Annotated in this window: 28 protein-coding genes; 16 read left to right on the top strand and 12 right to left on the bottom strand. The window is 64.1% G+C overall.

What is annotated here, in order from left to right; all coding sequences use genetic code 11:
* The first annotated feature begins 6 nt into the window (after nt 1-6).
* A complete protein-coding gene (locus FGL95_RS12015; protein ID WP_169586893.1) occupies nt 7-468 on the top strand; it encodes a MarR family winged helix-turn-helix transcriptional regulator in 462 nt (153 codons plus the stop codon).
* Nucleotides 465-881: a DUF5313 domain-containing protein gene (locus FGL95_RS12010; protein ID WP_169586890.1), complete on the top strand. Its 417-nt coding sequence runs from the start codon at nt 465-467 to the stop codon at nt 879-881. The genes FGL95_RS12015 and FGL95_RS12010 overlap by 4 nt, the downstream gene beginning before the upstream one ends.
* Here FGL95_RS12010 and FGL95_RS12005 read toward each other — a convergent pair.
* The gene (locus FGL95_RS12005; RefSeq protein WP_206071737.1) at nt 878-1,552 is read right to left on the bottom strand and encodes a TetR/AcrR family transcriptional regulator; all 675 of its coding nucleotides are present in this window, start codon (nt 1,550-1,552) and stop codon (nt 878-880) included. The genes FGL95_RS12010 and FGL95_RS12005 overlap by 4 nt on opposite strands.
* On the opposite strand from FGL95_RS12005, the gene FGL95_RS12000 reads away from it, so the two are divergent.
* Together FGL95_RS12000 and FGL95_RS11995 are read left to right on the top strand one after the other, a co-directional pair.
* Nucleotides 1,532-2,317, top strand: coding sequence for an NmrA family NAD(P)-binding protein (locus FGL95_RS12000; protein ID WP_206071736.1), 786 nt, complete (start codon nt 1,532-1,534; stop codon nt 2,315-2,317). The genes FGL95_RS12005 and FGL95_RS12000 overlap by 21 nt on opposite strands.
* A gap of 119 nt (nt 2,318-2,436) precedes the next feature.
* Nucleotides 2,437-2,868, top strand: a complete 432-nt coding sequence (locus FGL95_RS11995; RefSeq protein WP_169586884.1) for a hypothetical protein — start codon at nt 2,437-2,439, stop codon at nt 2,866-2,868.
* Between the two features lie 12 nt (nt 2,869-2,880).
* Here the strand turns inward: FGL95_RS11995 and FGL95_RS11990 are convergent, their stop codons facing one another.
* Nucleotides 2,881-3,453: a GNAT family N-acetyltransferase gene (locus FGL95_RS11990; protein WP_169586882.1), complete on the bottom strand. Its 573-nt coding sequence runs from the start codon at nt 3,451-3,453 to the stop codon at nt 2,881-2,883.
* An 11-nt stretch (nt 3,454-3,464) separates the two neighbouring features.
* Nucleotides 3,465-5,462 carry an HNH endonuclease signature motif containing protein gene (locus tag FGL95_RS11985; protein WP_169586880.1) on the bottom strand — a complete coding sequence of 666 codons (1,998 nt, stop codon included), beginning with the start codon at nt 5,460-5,462 and terminating at the stop codon, nt 3,465-3,467.
* Between the two features lie 153 nt (nt 5,463-5,615).
* On the opposite strand from FGL95_RS11985, the gene FGL95_RS11980 reads away from it, so the two are divergent.
* The gene (locus tag FGL95_RS11980) at nt 5,616-6,032 is read left to right on the top strand and encodes a hypothetical protein (protein WP_169586878.1); all 417 of its coding nucleotides are present in this window, start codon (nt 5,616-5,618) and stop codon (nt 6,030-6,032) included.
* A gap of 8 nt (nt 6,033-6,040) precedes the next feature.
* Here the strand turns inward: FGL95_RS11980 and FGL95_RS11975 are convergent, their stop codons facing one another.
* On the bottom strand, nt 6,041-8,953 hold the full coding sequence (locus tag FGL95_RS11975; RefSeq protein WP_169586876.1) for a type II toxin-antitoxin system Rv0910 family toxin: 2,913 nt from the start codon (nt 8,951-8,953) through the stop codon (nt 6,041-6,043).
* Nucleotides 8,954-9,016: 63 nt separating this feature from the next.
* Nucleotides 9,017-9,589, bottom strand: coding sequence for a dihydrofolate reductase family protein (locus FGL95_RS11970; RefSeq protein WP_169586874.1), 573 nt, complete (start codon nt 9,587-9,589; stop codon nt 9,017-9,019).
* An 82-nt stretch (nt 9,590-9,671) separates the two neighbouring features.
* Between FGL95_RS11970 and FGL95_RS11965 the strand changes: the two genes are divergently transcribed.
* Complete coding sequence (locus tag FGL95_RS11965; RefSeq protein WP_169586872.1) at nt 9,672-10,244, top strand: TetR/AcrR family transcriptional regulator; 573 nt, start codon at nt 9,672-9,674, stop codon at nt 10,242-10,244.
* 1 nt (nt 10,245) lies between these two features.
* On the opposite strand, the gene FGL95_RS11960 is transcribed toward FGL95_RS11965, so the two are convergent.
* Together FGL95_RS11960 and FGL95_RS11955 are read right to left on the bottom strand one after the other, a co-directional pair.
* A complete protein-coding gene (locus tag FGL95_RS11960) occupies nt 10,246-11,838 on the bottom strand; it encodes a GMC family oxidoreductase (protein ID WP_169586870.1) in 1,593 nt (530 codons plus the stop codon).
* Nucleotides 11,839-11,852: 14 nt separating this feature from the next.
* Entirely contained in the window at nt 11,853-13,562 is a 1,710-nt protein-coding gene (locus tag FGL95_RS11955) for an aldehyde dehydrogenase family protein (RefSeq protein ID WP_338079834.1), read from the bottom strand.
* Between the two features lie 96 nt (nt 13,563-13,658).
* Between FGL95_RS11955 and FGL95_RS32930 the strand changes: the two genes are divergently transcribed.
* On the top strand, nt 13,659-14,831 hold the full coding sequence (locus tag FGL95_RS32930) for a PucR family transcriptional regulator (protein ID WP_338079825.1): 1,173 nt from the start codon (nt 13,659-13,661) through the stop codon (nt 14,829-14,831).
* On the opposite strand, the gene FGL95_RS11945 is transcribed toward FGL95_RS32930, so the two are convergent.
* Nucleotides 14,777-15,835 carry a potassium channel family protein gene (locus FGL95_RS11945; protein WP_169586865.1) on the bottom strand — a complete coding sequence of 353 codons (1,059 nt, stop codon included), beginning with the start codon at nt 15,833-15,835 and terminating at the stop codon, nt 14,777-14,779. The genes FGL95_RS32930 and FGL95_RS11945 overlap by 55 nt on opposite strands.
* 11 nt (nt 15,836-15,846) lie before the next feature.
* Nucleotides 15,847-16,365, bottom strand: a complete 519-nt coding sequence (locus tag FGL95_RS11940; protein WP_169586863.1) for a DM13 domain-containing protein — start codon at nt 16,363-16,365, stop codon at nt 15,847-15,849.
* Between the two features lie 131 nt (nt 16,366-16,496).
* On the opposite strand from FGL95_RS11940, the gene FGL95_RS11935 reads away from it, so the two are divergent.
* On the top strand, nt 16,497-17,138 hold the full coding sequence (locus FGL95_RS11935) for a dihydrofolate reductase family protein (protein ID WP_169586861.1): 642 nt from the start codon (nt 16,497-16,499) through the stop codon (nt 17,136-17,138).
* 1 nt (nt 17,139) lies between these two features.
* Here the strand turns inward: FGL95_RS11935 and FGL95_RS11930 are convergent, their stop codons facing one another.
* Nucleotides 17,140-18,567, bottom strand: a complete 1,428-nt coding sequence (locus FGL95_RS11930) for a carotenoid oxygenase family protein (protein ID WP_169586859.1) — start codon at nt 18,565-18,567, stop codon at nt 17,140-17,142.
* Nucleotides 18,568-18,641: 74 nt separating this feature from the next.
* Here FGL95_RS11930 and FGL95_RS11925 point away from each other — a divergent pair, with 74 nt between their 5' ends.
* The 7 genes from FGL95_RS11925 to FGL95_RS11895 all read left to right on the top strand — a co-directional run bounded on the left by FGL95_RS11925 (nt 18,642) and on the right by FGL95_RS11895 (nt 22,060).
* Nucleotides 18,642-19,262: a WHG domain-containing protein gene (locus tag FGL95_RS11925; protein WP_169586857.1), complete on the top strand. Its 621-nt coding sequence runs from the start codon at nt 18,642-18,644 to the stop codon at nt 19,260-19,262.
* Nucleotides 19,263-19,313: 51 nt separating this feature from the next.
* Nucleotides 19,314-19,529, top strand: coding sequence for a hypothetical protein (locus tag FGL95_RS11920; protein WP_169586855.1), 216 nt, complete (start codon nt 19,314-19,316; stop codon nt 19,527-19,529).
* 91 nt (nt 19,530-19,620) lie between these two features.
* On the top strand, nt 19,621-19,932 hold the full coding sequence (locus tag FGL95_RS11915) for a metalloregulator ArsR/SmtB family transcription factor (RefSeq protein ID WP_169586853.1): 312 nt from the start codon (nt 19,621-19,623) through the stop codon (nt 19,930-19,932).
* Complete coding sequence (locus FGL95_RS11910; RefSeq protein ID WP_169586851.1) at nt 19,932-20,483, top strand: SRPBCC family protein; 552 nt, start codon at nt 19,932-19,934, stop codon at nt 20,481-20,483. The genes FGL95_RS11915 and FGL95_RS11910 overlap by 1 nt, the downstream gene beginning before the upstream one ends.
* A 23-nt stretch (nt 20,484-20,506) precedes the next feature.
* On the top strand, nt 20,507-21,142 hold the full coding sequence (locus FGL95_RS11905) for a TetR/AcrR family transcriptional regulator (protein ID WP_169586849.1): 636 nt from the start codon (nt 20,507-20,509) through the stop codon (nt 21,140-21,142).
* A gap of 97 nt (nt 21,143-21,239) precedes the next feature.
* Nucleotides 21,240-21,389: a hypothetical protein gene (locus FGL95_RS11900; protein ID WP_169586847.1), complete on the top strand. Its 150-nt coding sequence runs from the start codon at nt 21,240-21,242 to the stop codon at nt 21,387-21,389.
* A 35-nt stretch (nt 21,390-21,424) separates the two neighbouring features.
* The gene (locus tag FGL95_RS11895; RefSeq protein WP_169586845.1) at nt 21,425-22,060 is read left to right on the top strand and encodes a methyltransferase domain-containing protein; all 636 of its coding nucleotides are present in this window, start codon (nt 21,425-21,427) and stop codon (nt 22,058-22,060) included.
* On the opposite strand, the gene FGL95_RS11890 is transcribed toward FGL95_RS11895, so the two are convergent.
* Nucleotides 22,019-22,645 (bottom strand): alpha/beta hydrolase family protein, encoded by a 627-nt coding sequence (locus FGL95_RS11890; RefSeq protein ID WP_240962914.1) that lies wholly within the window; start codon nt 22,643-22,645, stop codon nt 22,019-22,021. The genes FGL95_RS11895 and FGL95_RS11890 overlap by 42 nt on opposite strands.
* 261 nt (nt 22,646-22,906) lie before the next feature.
* On the opposite strand from FGL95_RS11890, the gene FGL95_RS11885 reads away from it, so the two are divergent.
* Entirely contained in the window at nt 22,907-24,745 is a 1,839-nt protein-coding gene (locus tag FGL95_RS11885; protein WP_169587088.1) for an acyl-CoA dehydrogenase, read from the top strand.
* Between the two features lie 144 nt (nt 24,746-24,889).
* Here FGL95_RS11885 and FGL95_RS11880 read toward each other — a convergent pair whose 3' ends face one another.
* On the bottom strand, nt 24,890-25,882 hold the full coding sequence (locus tag FGL95_RS11880) for a hypothetical protein (protein WP_169586843.1): 993 nt from the start codon (nt 25,880-25,882) through the stop codon (nt 24,890-24,892).
* Between the last annotated feature and the right edge of the window lie 67 nt (nt 25,883-25,949).

Raw genomic sequence — 25,949 nt, 5'->3', positions numbered from 1 at the left:
CAATGCATGACAACCTCCACCGACATCGATCCCCTTGCCCTCGACCAGCAGGTGTGTTTCGCGTTGGCGGTCACCAACCGGGCTGTCCTCGGTGTGTACCGGCCACTGCTCGAACCGCTGGGACTCACCCATCCGCAGTACCTGGTGATGTTGGCGTTGTGGGACCACAGGTCACCACTGTCGGTCAAACAGATCGCCTCGCTGCTGCAGCTGGAATCGGCCACGTTGTCGCCGATGCTCAAGCGCCTGGAGGCGATCGGCCTGATCACCCGCACACGACGTGCTTCCGACGAACGCTCGACCGACGTCCAACTCACACCCGAAGGGGCCGCCCTCCGCGAACGCGCGCTCGAAATTCCCCAGGCCGTCATCGCCCGCCTCGGCGTCGACATCGACGAACTCGTGCGCCTGCGCGACGTTCTGACCCGCATCAACGCCGCAGCGACTACCGCAGGAGCACTTTCATGAAAAGCGACCGCCCCAACGCACTCCAGTACATCGCCTACTCGTACGGCCGACGCTTACCCGACTCCATGCGCGATTGGGTCGCCAACGACCTGGCCGGCGAGGGCGCTATTCGACGGCACCTCATTCGATTCGCGATACCGCCGCTGCTCTTCCTCGCACCGTTCTGGCTGATTCCCGCGTCGCTGTACGTCCACCTAGAGATGACAGCGCCGATCTACATCTGGTCAGTCCTGATGTCGCTCGCGTTGAACAAAATCTGGCGACGCCACCGTCTGACGGTCCACGGACTGAGCGCCAATCTCATCGATGAGGTCAAGCGCAAGAAGGACGCCCAGATCCACGACGACTACGCCCGACGCTACGGACCGCGCCCCGAAAGCGCCGAATGGCAGTCGAACAGCAGTCCGTTCTAGGCGCCAGCCGCCCGGTCCAACCATTCGGCCATCAACGCTCTTTCGGTGTCGGTCAGCATCGGAAGGTCCGGAACCACGGTGCGGAACGCGACCGCCGCGGCAACCGGCCCGTCCGCGGTCCGCACAGGAGCATCGGTGACGATCGACTGAAGAACCGCGTCGTACATGGCATCCGCAAGTCCGAGGTCTCGATTCTCGGGCGCCATCGCAAGCAACGTCAGCACGGCGCCGGTACCTGCGGCATGGATGAGTTCGACGGCACGGCGCTCGCTGACACAGAGCCGACCGGTCGCCGCCACTCGGCGCACCCGAGCGCGCAACACCTCCAGACCTGCAGCAGCAGCCGGCGAATCGGCGCCACGGGCAGGATCGGTGAGGCGCCCGAACACCGCCGCATTGGCTAGTCCGAACCCGATATGCGTGTCCCAACCCGCCTTGAGCGCCGCCATCGGATCGCCCTCCTCCGCGACGGTCTTCCCGGAAACGTAAGTGGCCAAAGCATGTTCAGCCACGGCGTCGAGCAACCCGCCTTTGTCCCCGAACAGTCGATAGATGGTCGGCGCCTGCACGCCGGCGGCCTGTGCGACGGCTCGCGTCGTGACCGCGGCCGGACCGTGTTCGTCGATGAGCTGGGCAACGGCAGCGACTATGTGCGCTTTCGCTTCGGTCATGTTATTCGAGACACCAGCCGAGCCGCCGACCTCACCGAACGCGGCGTCCGGGTGCGGAAAGGCGACTTCACCGATCCAGCGTCGCTTGCGTCGGCGTTCGAGGGCGCGACGCAGGTACTGATCGTGTCGGCGAACGAGACCGGCGGCGCTGCCGTCGCCCACCACGCAGCCGCGATCGACGCAGCCCGCACAGCCGGGGCGCAGCGAATTCTCTACACAAGCCACCAAGGCGCCGCGCCGAACTCACTCTTCGCACCGATGCCCGACCACGCCGCAACTGAGAATCACCTTGCACAGACCGGCATTCCGTATACAGCGCTGCGAAATGGCTTCTACGCCAGCACGGTTCCGATGCTGCTCGGGCAGGCACGTGCGACCGGTGAATTGCTCGCGCCCGCCGACGGACCCGTTTCGTGGACCACCCACGACGACCTCGCCGAAGCCGCCGCCATCGTCCTCACCAAAGAAGGACTTTTCGATGGCCCAACGCCACCACTGACCGCGCCTGACGCGCTGGACTTGAACGAGATCGCAGCAATTTTGACGCAACACACCGGCCGCACCATTCGTCGCGTCGTCGTCGACGATGACGAGTGGACGGCCGGACTGATCGATCATGGCGTGCCCGCAGCACAGGCGGCCATGTTGCTCGGAATGTTCCACGCCGCACGGCGCGGCGAGTTCGCCACCACAGATACGGCCTTGGCCGACCTACTGGGTAGACCTGCTGCGGGGGTCGCGTCAATCCTCGAACTCAGTGCCTAAGTTCGAGAACTCGGACAACCGGGACATACCCGACCAATCCAGTCGACGCAGCTGCGGGGCGCGCGATTAGAGGGATGCCGCCGGGTAGCATCGCACTGTTTCCGACCGAGTGGAGAACCATGAACAACAGCACATTTCGTTCGAATCGCCGTGCGTCGCGGTCAGCCATCGCCATCGCCGCGCTCGGAACTGCCGCGTTCACCATGGTGCTCTCAGCGCCGAACGCCGCTGCCGCCGTCAGCGGCATCAGCGTCGATCCCGGCATGAGCGTCGGGTCGTCGGGCCAGTTCGGCACCGGCTGCACGTACACAGTCACAGCGACGGTGACCAACGGGACCGTCGTCTACTTCGGCTCCACCGCGCTCGGCGTGTTCAACCCTGTGCTTGCGGTCCCGGTCAATGGAAGAGCCACCACACAGTGGACGCCGAAGCAAACCGGCACCTACCTCGTCACCGCGTCGACCAACGAGGGCGACAACGTTTCCCTCCAGAATGCCCACGTCACGGTCGGCACCGGGATCCCCGCCGGACCAGCGTGCGTGGTCGTCTAACCAGATAAGCAGTCAGCCTGGCTGCCGCGTCATCGTCCAGAAGGCCGGCAGACCAGCTGGCGCGTGGTCCGAGGACACCTCGAACCCGCGCCGGCGATAGAAGGCAAGGTTGGATTCTTCAGTCGTCTCCAGGTAGCACCGGTGGCCGTCCCGGTCGGCTTGCGCCAGCACCGGGGCGATGACCCTACCGCCGTGGCCACAGCCCTGCTCGCTCGGCTCGACCCCGAGGATGAACAGGTGCCAGAACGGCGGCGCGATGACCGTGACTTTGGCAGCGTCGAACGCGCTTGTAATTGAGCCGAATCGGCGAAAACCACCGATCCCGAGACGGAGCGGGGCCGCCGCGAAGCCTGATCCGACCAGGGCCCGCGGACCGAGATCCGTTTTCCCTGGTGGTAGCCAGATCGCCGCAGCACGTCCTGGGTCGACATCGATTCGACCGTACTTTGCACCGAGCCGCGCGGCAGCGCCGAAGAACCACGGAAGCACTTTGGCGCGACGCTGCTCGTCGGGCTCGATGTAGGTGAACATCGCGTCGTTATGGAATGCGCGCGCCAGCACGGTCGCGGTGTCCGGAACACTCATGCCCGCAAATCCTAAAAGGGCGCACCCGCGTGGTCGAGGCGTTTATTGACGATGTTGGTGTGTTCGCGGTGCCGGTCGCGCAGGTACTTGCACTGTTCGTAATGGTCGCGGTCCGTGATGGTGGCGAGATCGCCGAGCGTAGGCGGCTTCGCGTCGCCCATGAACGATTCCCACCACGTCGGTTCGTAGAGCAGCTCGATGGCTTCATGGTCGGTGAGTGGGTCGCTGTGACTGATCAACTTGGTCGGTGCGGCATCGGCCGGCTGATCGGGAGCCGGGAAAGCGACCATTCCGCTGACCGGGACGGTCACGCGCTCCACTCCGTCGGGACTCGTCCACAACACCGCTCCTCCATCGAGGCCGACGCAGTTCCACAGCTTCGCGGTCTTGACGTCGTGATGCTTCTTGCACAGCGGTTGCAGATTCGCGAGGACCGTCCAGCCGCCAAGTTCGGGATGCTCGTGGTCGAAGGGGACTCGGTGGTCGAGCTCGCACTTGTGTGAAGCCACCGTGCAGCCAGGGAACACACACGTTGGGTACGCAGCCCGGACTAGCGCCGCGAGTTCGGCGGTCGGTCGGTAGGTCAGTGCCCCAGGCGGTGGATCGAGGAAGCCGCCGCGCCCGTCTGGGTAGATCCCGAGCCGCGTCGCTTCGGTAAGGCTGTCGACGATGATCTCGATGGACGTTCCGATTCCGCGGGTCGGAATTCCGAACGCCTCAACGGAATTCGGCAGTACGCGGCCAGGCTTGCGCACACGACCGCGCCCGACGTACGTCGTTGCCGCACTAGGTTGCGCGTTGGCGGACGCAGGCTCGACGACATTGTTCACCGAGCGCAACATCCGCCGATACGGGTGCATCATCGATTCGCTCGCCTGCGCATCCTCCAACTCCAGACCACGCCACCGCCGCCGCGCCCAGGCCGCTGGGTCCGCATCGATGTCGTCTTGCGCGGCGTCTGAAGCTTCCTCACTGTCCTCAGTGTCGTCAGCCGTGAAATCAGCACTGCTGACATCAGATTCGTCAGAGACCGGCTCCGTAAGGCCCTTCGCCTCGGCCAGCGTGCGCATCTCGGTGAGAATCGCTTGCCACGTCGCGTCTTCGGCCAAAACCTTGGCGACCTCGGCGTCGACGAGGGTGCCGTCGGCAAGCCGGGCGGGGTTAGCAGTCAAACCGAGCAACGTCTGCGCATCGATCAGGATCTGCGCCAAAAACCCACGGCGTTTGGGGGATTCGACCGCGGCCATTGAGCAGTCGACGGTATCGCACTTGCATCCCAGCGCAGTTTCGCCGTGCAGCAGTGCCATCAAACCGTCGGCGCGACGGGCGTTGCGACTGCGTGGATCGTTGGCGCACACCGTGTCGGCTATCTCGTCGAGCAGTGCGTCGGCCTGCGCTCCCTCGATGTCGGTGATGCACGCGCTCAACCAGGACAGTCCTCCCGAGCCACGGCGAACGTATGCGGTGCGATCGGTCTTCTTCATCCCGTCGCGCACTGCTGCAGCTTCTTTCGGCGCCTTGGCTATCCACAACCGCCAGATCTCGCGACGCAACGACCCGACGGTCATATGCCTTGCTGCCCAAATGACGTCGGCCTCGATGAGGTCGATCGTGCGTGCGCAAGCCTCGCGGAGTGTTTGACTGATCACTACGACCTTGGCGTAATCGATCTTGCAGCTCCGAAATGCGGACCGCACCTTCAGCAACCGCGTATCGAGATCGTGCCCGACCTCGACCATCGTCTTCGCTGCAGTCAGTGAACACACCAACAACGACGCGATCTCGGCATAGGTCGAATGTGACGCCGTCAGCGCGGACCCATTGCGCGCGGCTTCCTGCTCCATCCGCAGCAACCACAAGCCGACCGCGGCTTCGACCTTCTCTACGTCGGCCCCGATCTCGTCCACTTTGGCGCGCGCGAGGTCCTCGACGAACTCTTCGGCAGTCGTCGAACGACCCGGCACCACCTTGGGTGTCGGGAAGACGAGAGAGCCAAGTACCTCGAACATGTGTTCTATGATATCAGCCCGTCGACTTACTGTCACGAGAAATTTCGTGTCCAATTTGCGACAAATCGGACGGCGACTCGCCGAGCCAGGCGAGCCGTCAGCCGCCGTCCGCCGGTTAGCATCGCGGTGCCGATCGAGACAAACAGGAGAACCATGAGCCACCGCATACGTCGTCGCGCGGCCATCGCCGTCGCTGGACTCGGCACTGCCGCAATGACAATGGTGCTGACCGCACCGACCGCAGCAGCAGGCGTCAACAGCATCACCATCGATCCCGGCATCAGCACTGCATCATCTGCAGCGTACGGAAGCGGCTGCTCCTACACAGTGACAGCGACGACCGACAATGCTCACCCGGTGTTCTTCGGGTCCACCGCGCTGGCAGGGTTCAGCCAGAACTGGGTAACCCCGGTCAACGGCCGGGTGTCGACTGTCTGGACGCCCCGCCAAACCGGAACGCACGTTCTCACAGCCTCATCGGGCGAGGGCGGCGCCCTGACCTTCCGCAACACGACGGTCGTGGTCGGGAATGGCGTATCGGTCGGCCCAGGCTGCGTCGTTCTGCCGTAACCGTCGAGTCACCGACCCCGCCACACCGGGGCCCGCTTCTCTGCAAACGCGCGTACGCCCTCGCCGGCATCCTCGGAAAACAGTGCAACAGAAGCGACTTGCGTCTGCCGCTCGAATGCGTCGGCGGACTGCCAGTCCGACGACTCTTCGATGATCTGTTTGCTCGCGACGACACTGAGTGGTGCATTGACCGCGATCTGCTCGGCCAGTTCGATTGCGACCGTGAGCGCTTCGCCTGGCTTGGCGATGCGATTGATCAGCCCCAACTCAGCAAGACGGGTCGCTTGCATCGGATCGCCGGTGAGCGCCAACTCCATCGCGATGTTGCGTGGCAGCCGTGCGCGTAACCGCATGACCCCACCCCCGGCGGCGACGAGGCCGCGCTTGGGTTCTGGAATGCCGAAACGCGAATCATTGGCAGCAACAATGAGATCCGCGGCGAGCGCGAGCTCACATCCACCGGCGAGCGCCGGACCTTCGACCGCGGCGATCAGCGGCTTGAGCGGCGGCTTCGACACGAGGCCAAGTATTCCGCGGCCTTCGGTGATCGGAACTTCGCCTCGCGCAGCTGCTTTGAGGTCCATCCCCGCGCTGAACGCTCCACCGGCGCCCGTGAGAATCGCGACCGTCGCGATCTTATCGGCTTCGAACGCATCGATCGCCCGCTCGATCGCCTTGGCCATCGCGAGGTTCACTGCGTTGCGGACTTCGGGGCGATTCAGCGTGATGATCGTGATCGGACCGCGCCGCTCGACCAAGACCGGAGCGGGCGGTGGCGCAGGCAGTTCGTGCGTCTCGGCACTGTCGATGGTCAGCTCGGTAGCGCTGGTCACGGTTGCGGCGAGACCGAGCGCGTCGCCATCGATCAACTCGCGCAATATCTCTGGCTGCGTTGTTCGGAGGAGTACTCGTTCCCCCTTTGGCGTGATCAGGCTGACGATGCCCGCCTGCGGGGCGCCTTCGCGGTCGTACGGAACGGTGTACGCCTCGATCACAGCCGGACCGCTGTAGCCGGACCGCACCGGCCGCGACGGACCGCTGTCGACCACCGGCTGCAGATGTTGGTAAGCCTGCTTGGGCGGCGTTGCCGAGTAGATCCCGATGGCGTGTTTGGTGACGTACCAGCCGAGCGATGTCGACAGCCCGAATGCCTTGGGATCTTTGCGAAGTCGCTCAACGATCGTCGCGACTGCGTGGCTGCCGTAGTTGTTGCCCGGACCACCGCCGAACGTCAGCCCACCGGTCATCGACAGCGGGCGGTCGGGATCGTCACTGGGCAACCCCAGTTCGCGCGCGCCGATCTGCACGGCCGACGGGAAGCAGGCATAGAGGTCTATGTGCTTGACGTCGTCGATCGAAATCCCGGCGTGCTCGAGCGCTGCACTGCCGATGGTTCTGATCGCCGGTGACGCCGCGAGGTCTGCGCGCTCGGATGCAAACCATTCGTCGTGTGCCGACGCGCCGGCGTGCACGAACACCCATTTGTCTTGGGGCACACCGGCCGCCGTCGCGGCTGCCGCGCTGCACAGGATCAGCCCAGTCGCCATATCGACCTGCAGGTTCGCGCACAGCAGCTTCGTGTACGGCGACGAGACCATGCGATTGTCTTCGGAGACAGTAATGATCTCCTCGGCGTCGAACGCGTTGGGCTGCCACGCATTCGGATTGTCAGCGGCGACAGCAGACAGGCGCGACCACAGTTCGCCGATGGCAACCGCATGCTCCTTCGGCCCACGTCCGAGTCGGTGCCGATTGGCAGATTCGAACAGCGAATACATATAGATCGGCGCGCCAAGGCCGACTGCGGCTTCTGCGTCGTTGTTGGCGGTCTTGTCGATGCCGACGACGCGGGTGGGCGAAATATCGTCGCCCTGCTCTGGCCACGGCGTCGGCGTCCCGGCACGTTGTGCAGCGGCGAGCGTCGCTCCGGCTTCGGCGCCGGTCAGCAGAATCACGTCGTGGCTTCCATCGGCGATCGTCTGAGCAGCATCGTTGATCGTCAATTGGCCGCCGTCGCCACCGAACGTGCTCGACTGCACGGTCTCGGACGGCTTCGCCCCGACCGCGTCGGCGACGAGTGCACCCAAGTCCCGGTACTGCCATGACGCGCTGGCCACGGCATAGACCGCGTCGGCGCTGCGCAGGATCGATTCCACGCCGGCATCGGCCGCCGCTTTGCGCAGTGCCGCGACAGCAAGCGTCGAAGGGTCTGCCAACTCCGCGCCTGGCTGCCGTTGCACCACCTGCCCGACACCGACCAAGACCGGCGTCGAGGCCGCGATGGTGATACCGGATGCATTGTGGAGCACAGGTTTACGCGCAACTCGCGGACCCGCCGCCGGACCCGATTCGGCGATGGCAGCGGCCAACTTCTCGAGCGATTCGTCCATCGCCCCGACGAGACTGCGCACGACGGACGAGCCCATCGGCCCCTCGATCGGCTGCCCTCCCAAACCCGCATCGAAGTGCACAGTGGTCGACCCGGCCGACGATTCGGTCGTGAGCCAGAAGCCCATCTTCAGGCCCATCGGACCGTCGCCACGCATCTCGATCGACGAGTCGTCGGCCGCTACGACGGTCCAGGCGACGTCCGCGGGAATTCCCATCAACCTCGCCTGCTGCGTGAACGTCACGCCCGGACTCGCCTCTACCGGCGCTTCACCTCGCCACCCGGCATGCATCGTCAGCCACTTCGGGATCTGGGACAGATCCGCGAGATACGCCGACACCACATCCGCGGCCAACGGCACTTCGACGCTGGCATGGGCATGGCGCGAGAACTCGGCAACCCCAGCCGGCGGCGTGTAGTCACCCAAATCGACTGGGCTGGCACTCGATCCCGCACGCAGCCCCGAGACCAGCTCGCGCCCGATCCGCGCGTACGCGCGTGCCCGCTTCGCTGCCTTGCCGATTTTGCCCACGACGCCTCCGCTATCTGCTCACCATTGAGTCTGCGACCATCAGACACTAGTCGTCTCAGTAACTCACACGCGCTGGTACTTCATGAACGCCACTCCATTGTCGTGGACCTTCGTCGCAGTCAATCGAAACGACGACGGGTCGTAGCCGGTAGCGAGCATGGGCACACCGCTACCGAGCAGCACCGGATAGAACTTCACGATCAACTCGTCGATCTCGGGCAGTAGTCGCCCGGCGAGCGCTCCACCGCCGCACAGCCAAATACCCTGCCCGTCCTCCCGTTTCAGCTCGCGCACGGTCGCGAGTGGATCCGACGCAACAACGGTGACAGTCGGGTCGTCGACCACCAAGGTCGTCGAGAAGACGTAATTGCGCAGGTGCGGAAAGGCGTTCGTCAACCCCGCATCGATGGTCGGCTCATAAGTTTTGCGCCCCATGAGGACCGTGTCGAAATGCCGATTCGGCGCGTCGGCAGCGACGCCGAAATGGCTGCGGATATGGACGGGAAGGGTGTCGGGGTATTCCGTCGCGATCGTCGTCATATGGTCGCCGGTCGTAATGAATGCATCGGCAGAACCGTCCGGCGCACCGATGAAACCGTCGATGGAACTAGCCACGTAATAGGTGAGTTTTCGCATCGGTACTCCTTGCCTCGCCAACAACAACAGCAGTAGTGGTTAAAGTACCACGCCTGTTGTGGTTGGTGCTAGCATTCTTTTCGTGGTCGCCAATCCTGAACGTCGCGCACTACTCGCGGACGCAGGTCTTCGAGTGCTGTCGTCAACGGGCGCACGCGGTCTGACGCACCGGGCCGTCGACCGGGAAGCCGGGCTGCCGGAGGGAACTGCGGGAAACTACTTCCGGAATCGCGACGAGTTACTTGGCGCACTTGGGGAACGAATCTTCGAGCGATTGGCCCCCGACCCAGCACGGGTCGAGCAATTGGCCGAGCGGGAGCCCGGCGTCGAGCTTGCCACCGATTACATCCGCTACATCGTCGAACGCCTGACCGCGCAGCCGGACCTCACCCGCGCGCTCTTCGAATTGCGACTCGAAGGATCACGACGCCCAGAGTTGGGGAAACTGCTCCGTGCCACTCTGACCAGCGGTTTCCGGTTGGATGGCGAGTTCAATGCGCAGGCCGGCCTGCCGGGCGGTGCATTCGAGATCGCGATGCTGCACTACGCGATCGACGGCTTGCTGTTCGACTTGCTGACCACCTCGATCGATGCCGGTTTCGACATCGACGAGGTGGTCAGCACTCTGGTACGCAGGCTCCTCGAGCCTGGCTAGGTCAGCGCGATGCCTTGATCAGGTCAGCCGCCTTCTCGCCGATCACGACCGATGGCGCGTGCGTGTGCCCACGAATGATGGTCGGCATGATCGAGGCGTCCGCAACGCGAAGACCCTCGACGCCCCGCACCCGGAGCTCGGGATCGACCACGCTGGAATCGTCCGAGCCCATGCGGCATGTCCCGACCGGGTGATAGAGGGTGTGCGAATGCTTTTCCAGAGCCGCGGTCAGCACCTCTTCGAGAGGCGTGCTCGCAGGCAGGTTCGGCTGCATGTAATCGCTCAGCTCGCCTTTCAGGGACGGTGCGGATGCGATCTGCGCGCACACGCGCAGCCCTGCGAGTAGCGCCGCACGGTCGGCACCTTCACTGTCGGAGCAGTACCGCGGATCGATGATCGGCTTGGCCAGCGGATCGCTCGACGCCAACGTGATTTCGCCTGAACTCTTCGGCTTGAGCAGAATCGTGCCGAGCGCCACGCCGTGGCCATCGGGATCGACCAAACCCTCGCCGATGTACGGCGCAGGCGCGAAGATCAGTTCGAGGTCCGGCAACTCGAGGTCTTCGTTGCTCCGGATGAAGCCGTACGCTTCACCGACGTTCGACGTCAGCATGCCGCGATGGCGCGCAAGGTAATTGACGAGCTCTGGAATCTTCTCGGCGTCGAACAGAGTGCCCGCGTTCGCGCGATACACGACCAGCGAGACCAGGTGATCGAGAAGATTTTTGCCGACGGCGGGAAGGTTGTGCCGCACGTCGATTCCGTTTGCTTTCAGTTCCTTCGCGTCCCCGATGCCCGAATACATCAGCAGCGTAGGGCTGTTGATCGCACCGCCGGACAGCACCACCTCGCTGCGCGCCTGAACAGTGAAAAGCTCTCCACCCTTGGAGTATTCGACACCGATGGCCCGCTTGCCGTCGAACACCACGCGCGTCGCTTGTGCCTCGGTCACTACCGTGACGTTCGAGCGTTTCGACGCCGGCTTGAGGTACGCATCGGCTGTGCTCCATCGCGCGCCACCCTTCTGCGTGACCATCGTCTGCGAAAAGCCCTCGGGTCGATCGAGATTGGCCCGCTCCACCGTGTAGCCCGTCTCCTTCACGGCGTCCAGATAGGACTTCGTCAACGAGCGTGGACTGCGCTGCTTCGAAATCTGCAACGGCCCGTCGGTGCCTTCGCCCGCTCCGGAGGCACCTTCCACACTCTCGATACGGCGGAAGTACTTCACGACCTCAGCGAACGACCACCCCGCACCGGCGTGCTCCGCCCACTCGTCGTAGTCGGCGGCGTAGCCACGGACCCACATCATCGCGTTCATCGACGAACACCCGCCGAGGGTCTTGCCACGGGGCCAGAAAACTTCGCGGCCTGCGAGTGCGGGCTGTGGAGTCGTCCGGTAGTTCCAGTCGACGGGTCCCTCGAACAGCTTCCCGAACCCGGCAGGAATGTGAATGAACTTGTCTTTGTCCTTCGGCCCGGCTTCGAGAACGACGACGGATACCTTCGGATCCTCGCTGAGGCGAGCGGCAACCACCGCTCCTGCCGATCCCGATCCAACGACGACGTAATCGGCAGTGCTTGCTGTTTTGCTCATAGCTCAGTCTCTCCTCAACCGCGCAGCGCGGACGCGAAAATGGCAGGCAACTTCGACCAACCCGGCGATGCCGTGAAATTGGTCAGGCGGCGTCCTGTTGTGGCGGCGGTGCGATTGTCTACGAACCACGGCGGCTTGGGCGTGAGGGCGAACTGCCCGGTCAAGATCGAGCGGGGTGCCGGGCGGAACGGTCCGCGGACGACGGTCCGTTCGACGCCGTCGAGCAGGAAGCCGTTGTGCACCAATCCGATTCCGCTCTGCACATCATCTACGGTGTGGCCCGGGAAGGCGCCCCAGCTCGCGTGTGCAGTAAGGAAGCCGACGCCGGTCCACGCGTTCACCGCGATAGTGCCGTAACGCAGACGCTCGATCAGCGTGTCGAACGAGTCGCCGAGCGACTTGATCGTCGCCGGGTGAGCGACGATGTTGGCGCCCAGCGTTCCCGCCAATTCGTCGTTGGCGAAGTCGACCGCCTTGTCTGCGAACTCTTGACCTTCGTAGGGCAATTCGACGACACCGAGCACCGGAGCGAAGTATTCGGTCCGTAGCAGCGGCTCGTCCCGACCCGCAATCAGACCCTCGATGAGCACGCGGCCACCGCTCGGACCGAGGCGCTCGGCTTCGGGGTGGACGTCATAGGCGGCCTTGACCCGTCCATCGCTGCCCGGGTAGTAGGCAGGACGCTCAGGCGCCTGGTCGATCGCGTCGCGCAGCGCTTCCAGGAACGCCTCCTTCTGCGGCCACGAAGAACTCACGACGACCGCCTGCGACGCCACGCAGTTGTAGCCGCCGTTGTGCAGACGCTGGGTCGCGACGTGCTTGGCCTGGAATTTCAGGTCGGCCTTCGACCACTTTCCCGGGAGCACGATCGTCGGTGATACGCCACCCAACTCACTGCTGATCGGTTTGCCCAGCAGCGGTTTCCGGTCCGCCTTGCGCTGTTCACCCAGTTCCCCCGTGCCGAACACGATCGCGTCGTGTGTGATCGCGCTGCCGGTGATGTGCACGTGCGAGACGGCATCGTGGTTGACGAGGTACGTTCCGACGTCGGCACCGCCGGTCAGGATTCGGACGACGTCGAGATCGATCAGCGGCGCGAAGACCTTGTTGAACACCGGGAACATCGCATCGGTGATCGGGTTCAGCTTCAGTGCTACGACGCGATTGTTGGCGTAGATGTCGTACAACGTGTCCAGCGGCGCGATCGACGTGATGTTGCCTGCGCCGAGGACGACGCCGATGCCTTGTGTCGCAGCGGGAGTGCGCTGACCGAGACCGGCGCTACGCCGTGCGGATGCGGCGTCGACGCCGGGTTGCAGCCACACCTGTGCGCTGAATCCGTTCAACAGCAAGGTGTCGAAGATGCCGTGCGGCAGCGCCTGAATCGCCAGGCGCCCGCCCGGTGCATCGGTGATCCGAACACCGTCGATCGGGCTCGTCCCGGCCTCCAACTTTCGCATGGTCCCGATGAGGGCAGCGGCGCCTGCCAGGGCGGGGTACGGCCCGGACATCCACTCTTCACCGATCAACGGCGAATCCGGACTCAGCTTCTTGAAGCTCGCCGCGGCGGCTACCCATTCTTCGGCGTGCTCGCCGATCAAGGTGTGCACCCGCTCGAGCACTTCCCGTCGGGCCGACAACGGTGTGTCTGCCCAAAGTTTTTCGCCGCGACCAAGGTCCGCGAGCGCGCTGTCGATTTCAGTGGTGTCGGTCACACCTGCAATGGTGAGACCTCGACGCGAGCAGCACCATGGGCCTGAGTCGCGGCTTCTAGTTCTCGTTTTGTGCCGCTGCACAAACAGCGAGCTAGACTCCGGAATGTGACGGCTGACACCACCATTTCGCCGATCGCTCGGCTGGTCGGGGCGATCGATGTGCTTACCGAGGACCTCGCGGCTCGCATCCGGGCCGACGAATCGGCGTACCTCGACAATCAGCTGCTGACGCCCGAGCAGCTGATTTCGACAATCCGCGAGAACCTGCTCGGCATACTCGGGGTCGTCGCCGACGACACGCTCGTCGACACACATGCGGCAGTCGACGCGGGGCGGCTCAAGGCCGAGCAAGGAATCCCGCTCGACAGCCTTCTGCACGCGTATCGCCTCGGCGGGATGGTCATCTGGGACCACCTGTTGGCCGGTGCGGTAGAAGACGGCAACACCGCCGCGCTCGTGCAGCTGGCATCCCGCCTATGGGCCACGATCGACACCTTCTCCGGCGCGGCGGCCGAGGCGTATCGGCGCTTCGCCGATGAACGGCTACGACGGGACAAGACCTCCCACGACCTGCTGTTGACGTCACTGCTGGACGGACCGATCGAGAACGAAACACGGACCGCCGAGCTGATCCGCGAGCTCGACCTGCCACCCAGGGCGTCATACCTCGTCGTCACCGCCGAAGACGATCCGCTGCACGATCTTGCCGCTCGACTTGCCCGCGCGGGAATCCCGTCCGCATGGACCGAGCAACGAGGTCGAGTGTTCGGCGTCGTGGCCTTGGGGCCTCGGACGGACCCCGCCACCGTCACGGCGATGCTCAGCGAGTCGGTCCAGGGCCGAATCGGCACCAGCCAGCCGCACTCGGTCGGCACGCTACCCGTCCACGGCAAGCGGGAAGCACTCGCCGCGAAACGCTGCCTCGCGCCCGGTTCAGCCGGAGTGCACGTGTTCGGTTCGTCGCCGATCGCTCTGCTCGTCACCGCCGCGTCGGACGTCACCGACCAAATCTGCACCGGCGTCCTCGGCGGGCTCGCCGAACTGCCCGCCGCCGCACGCACGGTCCTGCTGGACACGCTGCAAGCGTGGTTCGACGCCAAGGGCTCGACCGCCGATGCAGCGAAAATCCTTCATTGCCACCGCAATACGGTGCTTTATCGACTGAATCAGATCGCGGAGCTGACCGGCCGATCGGTCACCGATCCGCGCAGTTCCGCCGAGCTCTACGTCGCGTCGACCGCGAACGCACTCGGATCGAGCCGGTTCGCGGCAACGTAATACACGGTCGTCCCCGCTGCGACCGGCTCGTTCCACGACGGGCTGACGGCGAGCCGCCCGTCGCGCCGGACTGCGAGCGCGGTCGCCGAGAAGCGCTGCCCTAACGCGGTCTGAATCTCACCGAAGCTCGCGAAGTCGCGCGGCAACCGCAACGAGAACGTGTCCCCGCTGCCGCCAGAGGTCATCAACTCCGTATAAACCTGCGTGATACCGGGATCGTGCGCTTCCTCGACCAGCAGGTTCGGCACATGCCATTGCACGCACTGGATGCGGGAGCTGACGTACCGGAACTGACCGGTCCGGCCCATGTCGCGCAAAGCGACGATCAGATGCGTCCGGTTCTCGGTCGACCCGCGCTCGCCACTCGGCCGACTCGCGTGCGCGACAGCGACTGCAATGGCCAGCGATTCGTTGTCGTCCCGACCGTCGATGAGGACCGTGGCAGCCGAGGCAACGCAGGCCCGCGCGAGCACAGTCGAATCGGTGAGATCGCCGCGAACGAACATGACGCGGTCGGCGTCCGGCATCGGATGCTCGTGCACGTTGTCCCATGCGCAAAGCACAAGTTGGACGTGCGGTTCCGCGATCAACTCGGTCACCAGGCGCTCGGTTCGCCCTTCGGCATAGCCGAGCAGCACGATATGGTCGTGGAGGTCAAGGTCGGCGAGGCCTCGCATGCGATTTCCCTTCGCAGTTGACAGTCGTTCTGCCATGCGGGTGAAGATCATGGTCAGGGCGACGATGCCGCTGATGATCACGTACGCGCCGACAACGTGACCCGCTGCTGACGTCGGAAAGAAATCGCCGTAGCCGACGGTCGCCGCGGTCACCACGAAATACCAGGGGTAGTTCTGCGGTTTGACGATTTCGGCAGGCGCCGGTTCGACGAGCCACATCGCCAACCAACTCGACAGGAACACGAAGACGGCTAGCGACAGCGGCAGCATCCACCCCGTGACGAGCGGCCGGAGTATGCGACCGAGTGCTGCAATGAACACCGGCATTCGCGAACTCCTTACGTCAACGTCGCAGCTCCGAAGGACACGTGGAACCTGTCGCACCAAATAGTCACACTATTCAGGCCCGAAATGTCGGCATCGGCAGGGATCGGATAGTTCGAGCTTCCTTTGTTGCCTTTCAGTTCGCCGAGGTCCTCATGCCTGCCGTCGTCGAAAACCCGCCACCCGTCGGACCCTTCGATGACCGGAGCGTCGGTCAGCCAGACCTTCAACAAGGGGCCGTTGCTCGTGTCGAGATCGATGATGCGGAGCACCTGCTCACCGTCGGGCAGTCGCAGCAACTGGACCTTTCCCGTCGTCTCGTGTTCGTGGCTGATGAAGTCGCCCTGGGCGACGACGACCGGCTCGACCTTTTGCCCCGAGACCTGTGCAGACACAGTCGGCGCGGCCTCGTCGACGGTCTTGTTCACGACCAGCTTCCACGGTTCGAACCAGTACGTCGCGGCCGCGATCACCACGATGAGAACCGCGAGCACGGGCAAGACAACCGCCGGTCGGAGCAATGACTTCTTCATGCTCGAATCGTGTCCGATTCGGGCGGTTCCGTTACACGAATCATCCGAATAAATACTTCAGCATCTACTTGACCATTGGTCCGGGGATACCTACAGTAAATGAATCACTTAAGTATCTATCGGAGGACACCATGACACGGGTACGCGTTCACAACATCTCGGTCTCGCTCGACGGATTCGCCGCTGGACCGAATCAAGGAGCCGACGCCCCGCTGGGCGAAGGCGGTGGCCGGTTGCACGAGTGGGCGTTCGCAACGAAGACGTACCGCACCATGTTCGGCGAGGAAGGCGGGTCGACCGGCGTCGACGAGTCCTATGCCGCAGCGGGTGACGTCGGCGTCGGCGCCACCATCATGGGCCGCAACATGTTCGGCCCCCTCCGCGGCGAGTGGACCGACGAGGAATGGAAGGGCTGGTGGGGACCGAATCCGCCGTACCACCACCCAGTCTTCGTCCTCACACACTTCGCGCGCCCGTCGATCGAGATGGAAGGCGGCACGACGTTCCATTTCGTCACAGACGGAATCGAGTCGGCGCTCGAGCAGGCGACCAAGGCGGCAGACGGCGCCGACATCCGACTCGGCGGCGGTGTTGCGACAATTCAGGAATACCTACGCGCAGGCCTGATCGACGAGCTGCACTTCGTCGTCGTACCGGTGTTACTCGGCAGCGGCGAGCGACTCCTCGACAACGTCGGCGACGCCCTGAAGGCCTACGACTGCGAGCTGCAAAGCTCTGACGCTGCAACGCATTACCGCTTCACACGGAAGTGAACTACGCGGTGGGCATCCAGTTGCCATGGAAACCGTGCGGCACCCGCACCGGAAGTTGCACGGTCGCCACGGTTTCCAAGGTTGCCGCATCGAGCAGTTCGAGATCACTGCGGTCGCGAACGGCGTCGTAGACGAACCCCATCAGCACGCCGTCGTCCTCAGCAGCAGTGTCGGAAGTGGGCACGAAGACGAATTCGCCTGCTTGTCTGCCCTCGCCCAACGACCGAGCGGTCGTGTTACGAGTCGCCAAATCGTGCCGGACGACCGAGTGCGCGGAAGCGCCGGAATCGTCGAGCCCGACCGCATAGCCGTACCGATGGCGTCGGCCGGTCAGCCTCTCGTCCACTCGCGGGAATTCCACAGCGCGGTCGTGCACCTGCTCTTCGCGGACCTTGCCTGCGGCGATGTCGACGGTCCAACGGTGCAACGACGGCGAACCGTCGATGTTCGGGTTCGGCCCGGTTCGGTCCGAGACGAACATCCGGGGGTGCCGAACGACGTCGAGCACCACGCCGCCGTTTTCTTGATAGGCGTTCATCGGATGGAAGACAAAGCAGGGCTCGATGTCGAACCAGCGGACATCGCGGGCAGCTCCCTCCCGCGGGAGCAATCCGATCCGCGCCGGGTAGTCGTCATTCCAGCTGTACGGAAATACGCCGGTCCCCCCTCCCCCGCTGCGGGTGACTCGCGACAACACCGGATCGGGGAGCTTGCCGATGAGCTTCGGGACGGGTTTCGAACGTCCCGAAACGATGTCGAGATCGAGCGTGACCGGCAGGTCGTACAGCACGACATAGTCCTCGGTCAGCGAGAAGTCGTGCAGCATCGGGCTACCGGTGACAGGGACGTCGACCGACCGCCGCACCCGGCCGTCCGTACCGACCACCACATACCGGACCTTGTTTCCCCAGCCCCAGTAGTACGTCACTGCGTGGAGTTCGCCAGTTGCCGGATCCAGATGCGGGTGCGCCGCGAACCCGCCGTCGAGGGTGCCGTCGAAATCGCAGATGCCGACAGTGTCGAGTTCGTCGGTCAGTTCGTACGGTCGCGCACCGCCCTCGACCAGCGCCAACGTTGCCCCAGCGTGCTCGATGACGTTGGTGTTCGAGGCAAAGTCCATGCCCGCGTGCGGAACGCCGCGCCGCGGCGACTCCCCCAGCCCTTCGGCGACCTTCATCGAGCGAACCCACCTGTTGCGGTACCACTCGGCGCGACCGTCACGGATTCGCACGCCGTGCAACATCCCGTCGCCGGTGAACCAGTGATAGCGATTGGGGTCCGCCTCCGCCAGCGGGTTCGGTCCGTTGCGGACGTATCGCCCGTCGAGATGGGCGGGCAGATTTCCGGTGACTTCGAGTTCGGTGACGGTGAGTTCGTCGTGTACCGGCCCGAAGTTGCCAGCGAGGTAGCGGTTGATTGTCGCGGTCATCGGTCGCCCCGATCGTCGTGGACTATAACGCTGTTATATTCTAACAAATAGCACTGTTATGCGACCATGAAAAGGTGTCCGGAGCCGAAATTCCCGTGCGGCTTCGATTGATCCAGGCGGCGGCCCGTTTACTGGATGAAGAAGGACCGTCGGCGCTGAGCACCCGGCGACTCGCGACTGAGGTCGGCATGTCGACGATGGCTGTCTACACGCACTTCGGCGGGATGCCCGATCTCATTCGCGCCGTAGTACAGGAGGCATTCGATCGATTCGGCGCGCACCTGAACGCGGTCGAGCGAAGCGACGATCCGATAGCCGACCTCGCCCGCCTTGCCGTCGCGTACCGCACCAACGCCCGAACGAATCCGCACCTCTACGCGGTGATGTTCGCGGGCGGACACGCCGAGAACACCGGCGAGGTGGCAGGCGCCCTGGCAACGTTCCAGATTCTGGTCGACACCGTTACGAGAGCGATCGAGGCCGGCCTTTTACGACCCGGGGATCCGCTCATCGTCGCCGGTCAGCTGTGGAGCGCACTGCATGGCTTCACCCTGCTCGAGCTAGCGGGGTTCTGGGGACCGGACGGACTCGCGCCGGCAGACGACGTCGCGGCCACCATGCTGACGACGATGTACATCGGACTCGGTGGAGATCCGACCACGACAGCAGGCTCCGTTCGCGGTGCCCTCGGCTAGTCTGGAAGTGATTCCGGCGCGGGAGTGTGACGCAGGGCGGGAGGAGATGCGATGATCAGAGACATGAGCGATGTGTCGGAAGCCGGTGCAAACGAACACTTGCGTGCCAAGGAAATGGTCGTGAGCTCGGTAACGCACGACGCCATCGAGCGTTGGATCACCGAGCGCGAAAACGCCGGCCGGACGATCGACCTTTACGAACGCGACGCTGTCAACGATCTCGCGCGTTTCATCCGCAACCACTTGCTCGCAGAGGGTGTGGCGTAACTCAGTTTCCAGGTGTCATGACACACCCCGGATTTTCGTTTACCTTTTATATGCCTTGTCGCGTATATACGTGAGTTGGTATACTCGCGACGTGACGGACCTCTTCACCGTGATGGCACAGCCCCAGCGCCGTCGGATTCTCGAGCACCTTCGGGTCGGCGATGCCAGCGTCGGCCAGCTGGTCGACGATCTCGAACTGCCGCAGCCGACCATCTCGAAGCACCTGAAAGTGTTGCGTGACAGCGGATTCGTCAACTGCCGAACCGCGGCACAGCAGCGGATCTACAGCCTCGACCGCAGGCCGTTCACCGAATTCGACGCCTGGCTCGAGCAGTTTCGAACGCTGTGGACCGACAGCTTCAACGCTCTCGCCGAACACTTGGATTCCAAGGGAGACCAGTAATGACCACTCGCAACTACCGCCCAGGGCCGCTGCAACGCGTCGAACTCACCGCAGACGGCACGCGCTGGGCCTTGACCTTCCAACGCGAATTTCCCCAATCGCCGGAATCGGTCTGGTCCGCACTGACCGCGCCGGACGAACATGCACGCTGGTCGCCCTACATCGCCGACCGCAATCTTGCGTCCACCGGGCCGGCGCTGTTGATCATGAACGACGGCGGCAATCACGTCGAACTCGATGGCACAGTGACGATCGCCGACGCGCCGAAGCTGCTGGAACACGCATGGGCGACGGACGTGCTGCGCTGGCAACTAGACCCGACCGACAGCGGCGGCACCCGACTGACCTTGACCCACACGACAGACGACAAGGACTCCTCGGCGATGCTGGCTGCGGGCTGGCACATCGGTCTCGACGTTGCAGCCTTGGCGCTCGACGGCACCCCGATAGGCAGAATCGTCGGCACCGACGCTCTCGACTACGGCTGGCGCGAGCTCAACGTCGCGTACTCCGAGCAGCTCGGCGTAGCCGTGGCCGAGCCACCGGTATAGAACAGCGCACGTAAAGTGACGTGATGGCGATCGTCGGAATTCTGCAACAGATGCTCGGCGGCGACCCTTCCGACGACGAAGGCGACCCCGCGATCCTCGACGGCGCCCTCGCAGCGTTTCTCGATTTCGGCATCAAGCGGACCAGCATGAACGAGGTCGCCAAGCGATCCGGAGTCAGTCCAGCCACGTTGTATCGCCGATACAGCAGCAAGAACGCCGTCGTTCAAGCCGTCGGGCTGCGGGAGGCGGTGCGGTTCGTCGAGGCCGTCGACGCACGAATCGACCGATCGGCACCCGTCGAGGAGCAGGTGACCGAGGGCTTCGTCGCATTCGCGACCACCCTGGCGAACAATCGACTGCTGCGCCGACTGCTCACGACCGAACCAGACGTCGTGCTGCCGTTCCTCACCACCAACGCCGGACCGCTGCTCGCGGTCGGTCGGGCGTACCTGGCCGCCGATCTCCGGGTGATGCAGCAGTCCGGCGGGCTGCCCGAATACGACGCCGACTACGTCGCCGAGATCCTCGCCCGATTAGCGCTCTCGCTGGCTTTGACCCCGGATGGACTGATCCCCATCGACGACGACGCCGCGGCGCGCGACTTTGCCCGGGCTCATATTGGAGCCCTGGTGCGGGTAGCGCCGATATCAGTTGAATGATCGGATCGCCTAGTCGATATCGACGCGTTGTCCTCATTGTTATTTTTTTGTAATCAAGATCTAGCGGATTGATCGCCCCACCTGGCACACTAAGCACATGCTTCTCGCCGCACTCATCGCAGGCTGGACGGTCGTTTCCGTTCCCGCCGCTTTGCTTGTCGGCCGGATCATCGCCAACGGCCATCGCAACGACCCGCGACCCTATGTCGATCCCGAAGGCGCACGCGGCGCATCCGTTCACCACTGACGAGATCGAGTCGCGCGGACGCTACTCTGCATGAAGTGGACGCGCGCGAGTGGGACGAAAAATATGCACAGGCCGATCTCGTTTGGGGTGCGCCACCGAATGCGGTCGTCGTCGAACAAGCCACCGCTCTACATCCCGGTCGCGCCCTCGATCTCGCATGCGGCGAGGGTCGCAATGCCATCTGGCTCGCAACCCGAGGCTGGTCCGTCGCGGCGGTCGATTTCTCGCAAGTAGCGATAGACAAGGCCCGGACCGTGGCCTCTCGGTCGCCGCGGTCGGTCCGCGACCGGATCCACTGGGTCCATGGCGACGTTCGGACCGCTCCACCGGAGCCGGGATTCGACCTGATTCTCTACGTCTACCTGCACCTGCCCGCCGAAGAACGCCGGGCCGTGCTCAACCTTGCAGTCGACGCATTGAACGAGGCAGGTGTGCTGATCGTGCTGGGTCACGATTCCGCGAACATCGCCGATGGCGTCGGCGGTCCGCAAGATCCGACGATTCTCTTCACCCCCGACGACATCGTCGAGGAGATCCGCGACGATCTGCAGGTATTGGTCGCCGAGAAGCGGCTGCGACAGACCGCGGCGGGAACTGCGATCGACGCGCTCGTCGTCGCGGCGAAACCGCTACTCGGCACTCCAGCGGACCAGCCAGGGCTCGACGACTGAGGCGATTTCCCCGACGCCTTTCTTGAACGAATGCCCCTCACCTGCGATGACGTGCACCAGAGTGGCGTCGGCGGGGTCGGGCACGCCGAAAGGGTCGCGGTCGCCGTTGATGACGACAACCTCGACCCCGGCTGACCGCAACTCACCGGCACGCGATAGTTCCGGCTTTCCCGGCGGATGCAGCGGAAAGGCCAGCGCAACGACGCCTACGGCTCCCGTCGCCTGCGCAGTGCGACAGGCCACACGTGCGCCGTTACTGCGCCCACCCTGGATCAGCGGCACTTTCCTGAAGCGTTTACGCAGGTCGGCAATGATCGCCAACCACGCCTCGTCCTGTTTCACCGCCGAACCGGGCGCTCGCCCGCCCGCAACCCGGTAGGGCTGCAGCACTCGCGCGACCGCGCCACCGAGTTCGACCGCAGTGCGCCTGACGGCGAGCAGGTCCGCAGCTTCGACACCGCCGGCCGCTCCGTGCGTCAGAACGAGGAGAAACCGTGGGTTCGTCCGGCCGTCGACAGCGACCTTCGCCTCGCCCGCCGCCGTCGCAATAGTCAACTGGCGCAACCTCGGTCGTCCCGGTTCCATCCAACGACCGTAAGGCACCGGACACCGAAACGTGAGGAGATCCTCAGATTTTTCGACCGGGATGTGTTGTTCGACTTGCGATTTCACAATCCGAACGGCCCTGTGGTTCCTATCACAATGCGCCGGATTCACCTTGTTCAGTGTCTGTACCCGGGAGTAACATCGGCACAAGTTACTGGTGAGTATTTTCCCGCCAGCATCAGGGCGGAACTGGAGAACCCAGACCGCACCACCCCCGACTCAATGGAGAGCGACACAGCGATGGGACATTACAAGAGCAACGTTCGGGACCTCGAATTCAACCTTTTCGAGGTACTGGGACTCGATGCGACCCTGGCAACGGGCGCATACGGCGACCTTGATTCCGACACCGTTCGCGAGATGCTGAGCGAAGTTCGCCGCCTCGCAGAGGGCCCGCTTGGCGAATCCTTCGCCGATGCGGACCGCAATCCGCCGGTCTTCGACCCCGAGACGCACACCGTGGCGATTCCGGAGTCGTTCAAGAAGTCTTTCAAGTCGCTGCAGGACGGCGGCTGGGACAAGCTGGGTGTCGATGAGGAACTGGGCGGTCTCGCCGTTCCGCGCACCGTGTACTGGGCCATCGCAGAGCTGCTCCTCGGAGCACAGCCTGCCGCCTTCATGTACGCCGCGGGCGCTGGCTTCTCGCAGATCTTCTACAACAACGCTACCGAAGAGCAGAAGAAGTGGGCCGTCATCGCCGCCGAGCGCAACTGGGGCGCGACGATGGTGCTCACCGAGCCTGACGCGGGTTCCGACGTCGGTGCAGGTCGCAGCAAGGCGATCAAGCAGGAAGACGGCTCCTGGCACATCGAGGGCGTCAAGCGCTTCATCACCTCGGCCGACGCCGACGACATGTTCGAAAACACCTTCCACCTGGTGCTTGCGCGCCCCGAGGGTGCAGGTCCGGGCACCAAGGGCCTGTCGCTGTTCTTCGTTCCGAAGTTCCACTTCGACTTCGAGACGGGCGAACTGGGCGAGCGCAACGGCGCATTCGTGACCGGTGTCGAGCACAAGATGGGCCTCAAGGCCTCCACCACCTGTGAACTCACCTTCGGTGGCCACGGCATCCCCGCAAAGGGCTGGCTCGTCGGCGAAGAGCACAAGGGCATTGCGCAGATGTTCGACGTCATCGAGCACGCTCGCATGATGGTCGGCACCAAGGCCATCGCCACGCTCTCGACCGGCTACCTCAACGCGCTCGAGTACGCCAAGGAGCGCGTCCAGGGTGCAGACCTGACGCAGTCCACGAACAAGGCAGCCCCGCGCGTCACCATCACGCATCACCCCGACGTCCGTCGCAGCCTGATGACGCAGAAGGCGTACGCCGAGGGCCTGCGTTCGGTGTACCTCTACACCGCAGCGCACCAGAACGAAGACACCGCGCTCGCGGTGTCGGGCGCAGACAAGGAAACGGCGTTCCGCGTCAACGACCTGCTGCTCCCGATCGTCAAGGGTGTCGGCTCCGAGCGTGCCTACCAGTACCTGACCGAGTCGCTGCAGACCCTCGGTGGCTCCGGCTTCCTCCAGGACTACCCGATCGAGCAGTACATCCGCGACGCGAAGATCGACTCGCTGTACGAAGGCACCACCGCGATCCAGGCGCAGGACTTCTTCTTCCGCAAGATCGCACGTGACCGCGGTGTCGCCCTGGCGCACGTCGCAGGCCAGATCCAGAAGTTCATCGACAGCGAGGCCGGCAACGGTCGCCTGAAGAACGAGCGCGCCCTCCTCGCCACCGCGCTGGAAGACGTGCAGGGCATGGCGGCAACGCTGACCGGTCACCTCATGGGTGCCCAGGAGAACCCGACCGAGCTGTACAAGGTCGGCCTCGGTTCGGTCCGCTTCCTCCTCGCGGTCGGCGACCTGGTCATCGGCTGGCAGCTGCTCCGCAACGCCGAGGTCGCGATCAAGGCCCTCGACAACGGTGCAGACGCTGGCAAGGACAAGGCGTTCTACGAAGGCAAGGTCGCAGTTGCGAGCTTCTTCGCCAAGAACGTGCTCCCCGAGCTCACCGCCATCAAGGCCGTCCTCAGCAACCTCGAGAACGACATCATGGAGCTCGACGAAGCGGCATTCTGAGTTAGTTCCGCACAGCTAGTTCCGCACAGCACCCCCGGACCCCACGGTCCGGGGGTGTTGGCGTCTCAGCTACAAAGCAATTCGCCAACCACAGACCGTTTTGCTAGCAATTCCAGCTGTGGCTGACAATTCGGTTTGTGGCTGTCAAAGAGACCGCCGCACCAACCGGCGTGGCGTCGGTAGCGGCGCTTGCACGATGTAACCAATCGGCTTCGAGGACGCTCGGCCTCGTTCCAACGCTCGCTCGATGCGGGCTGCTGTCGCCGGCTTGTCGAGCTCACGCCAGATCCACCGCGCCATCTGGAATCCCGGGTCGCGCATTGCGTCCTCGCGTTGTTTCTCCCGGAAGACCACCTCGCCAGGGTCCTGACCTGGCTTCAGTAGTCGGCCGTACTTCACCTCGCCGTCGAACTCTCCTAGCACGCCCAGCTCTTCGTCGTAGAAGTCCACGCGGCCGAGGAGCCGACCATGTTCGAGGTACACATTCCCCTGAGTCTTGAACCCAGTGAAGCCGAAGGAGCGAAGCATCAGCCTGCTCAGCGATTCGCCGACGCTTTCGCTGTGCCCGTCGACAAGATCGACCAGGCGTCGGGCCGCTGCAATGCCGCTGCGATTCTTCGCTCGCTCGAGCTCGATCGCTAGGTCGGACGCGGTTACACCGAATTCGCGAACAGCTGCGTCTGCGGTGACCAATACCGCTTCGAGCGGCGCAGTTCGACCCAGATCGACGATCATGCGGGCGGGAGTTGTCAGCAGCCGACCGTCCAACTCCACAACTTCGCCGCCGAGCGGCGAACAATGAACATTCAACGTCGGCCGGACGCGATTCCCGGTCTCACGGTCCCGAGTCACGTGAACAGCGTCGAGCGGTAACCCACGGATCGGCAGCCCGTAGGCGACTGCGACGGATTGGTGACTGAGAACAGAATCGGACGACAGAGCGGGCAGCGTCGCGTCGAGCAACAGCCGGTGCTTGGCGTGCTGATCGAGTCCGGTAAACGCCGACTCGGCGACGTAGGCTCCGTGACCGAGTCTGCGCCAGCCGGCGCGGGTGTAAAGCCCTCGAATCTCGTGATCCGCGATTCCACTCCGTAGCGCATGCTGGCGGCGCAGCACCTCGCCCCCGTCGAGTTCCATGACTGCAATGCTGCACTAGGCCGTCGACCCAAAGCGGCGAAAGCTCGCGGTCTGTGGATAACTTCGG

Source organism: Antrihabitans stalactiti (genome assembly GCF_012932915.1).
In the GTDB taxonomy this organism is placed as follows: domain Bacteria; phylum Actinomycetota; class Actinomycetes; order Mycobacteriales; family Mycobacteriaceae; genus Antrihabitans; species Antrihabitans stalactiti.
This window is presented reverse-complemented; position numbering and strand designations above follow the sequence as displayed.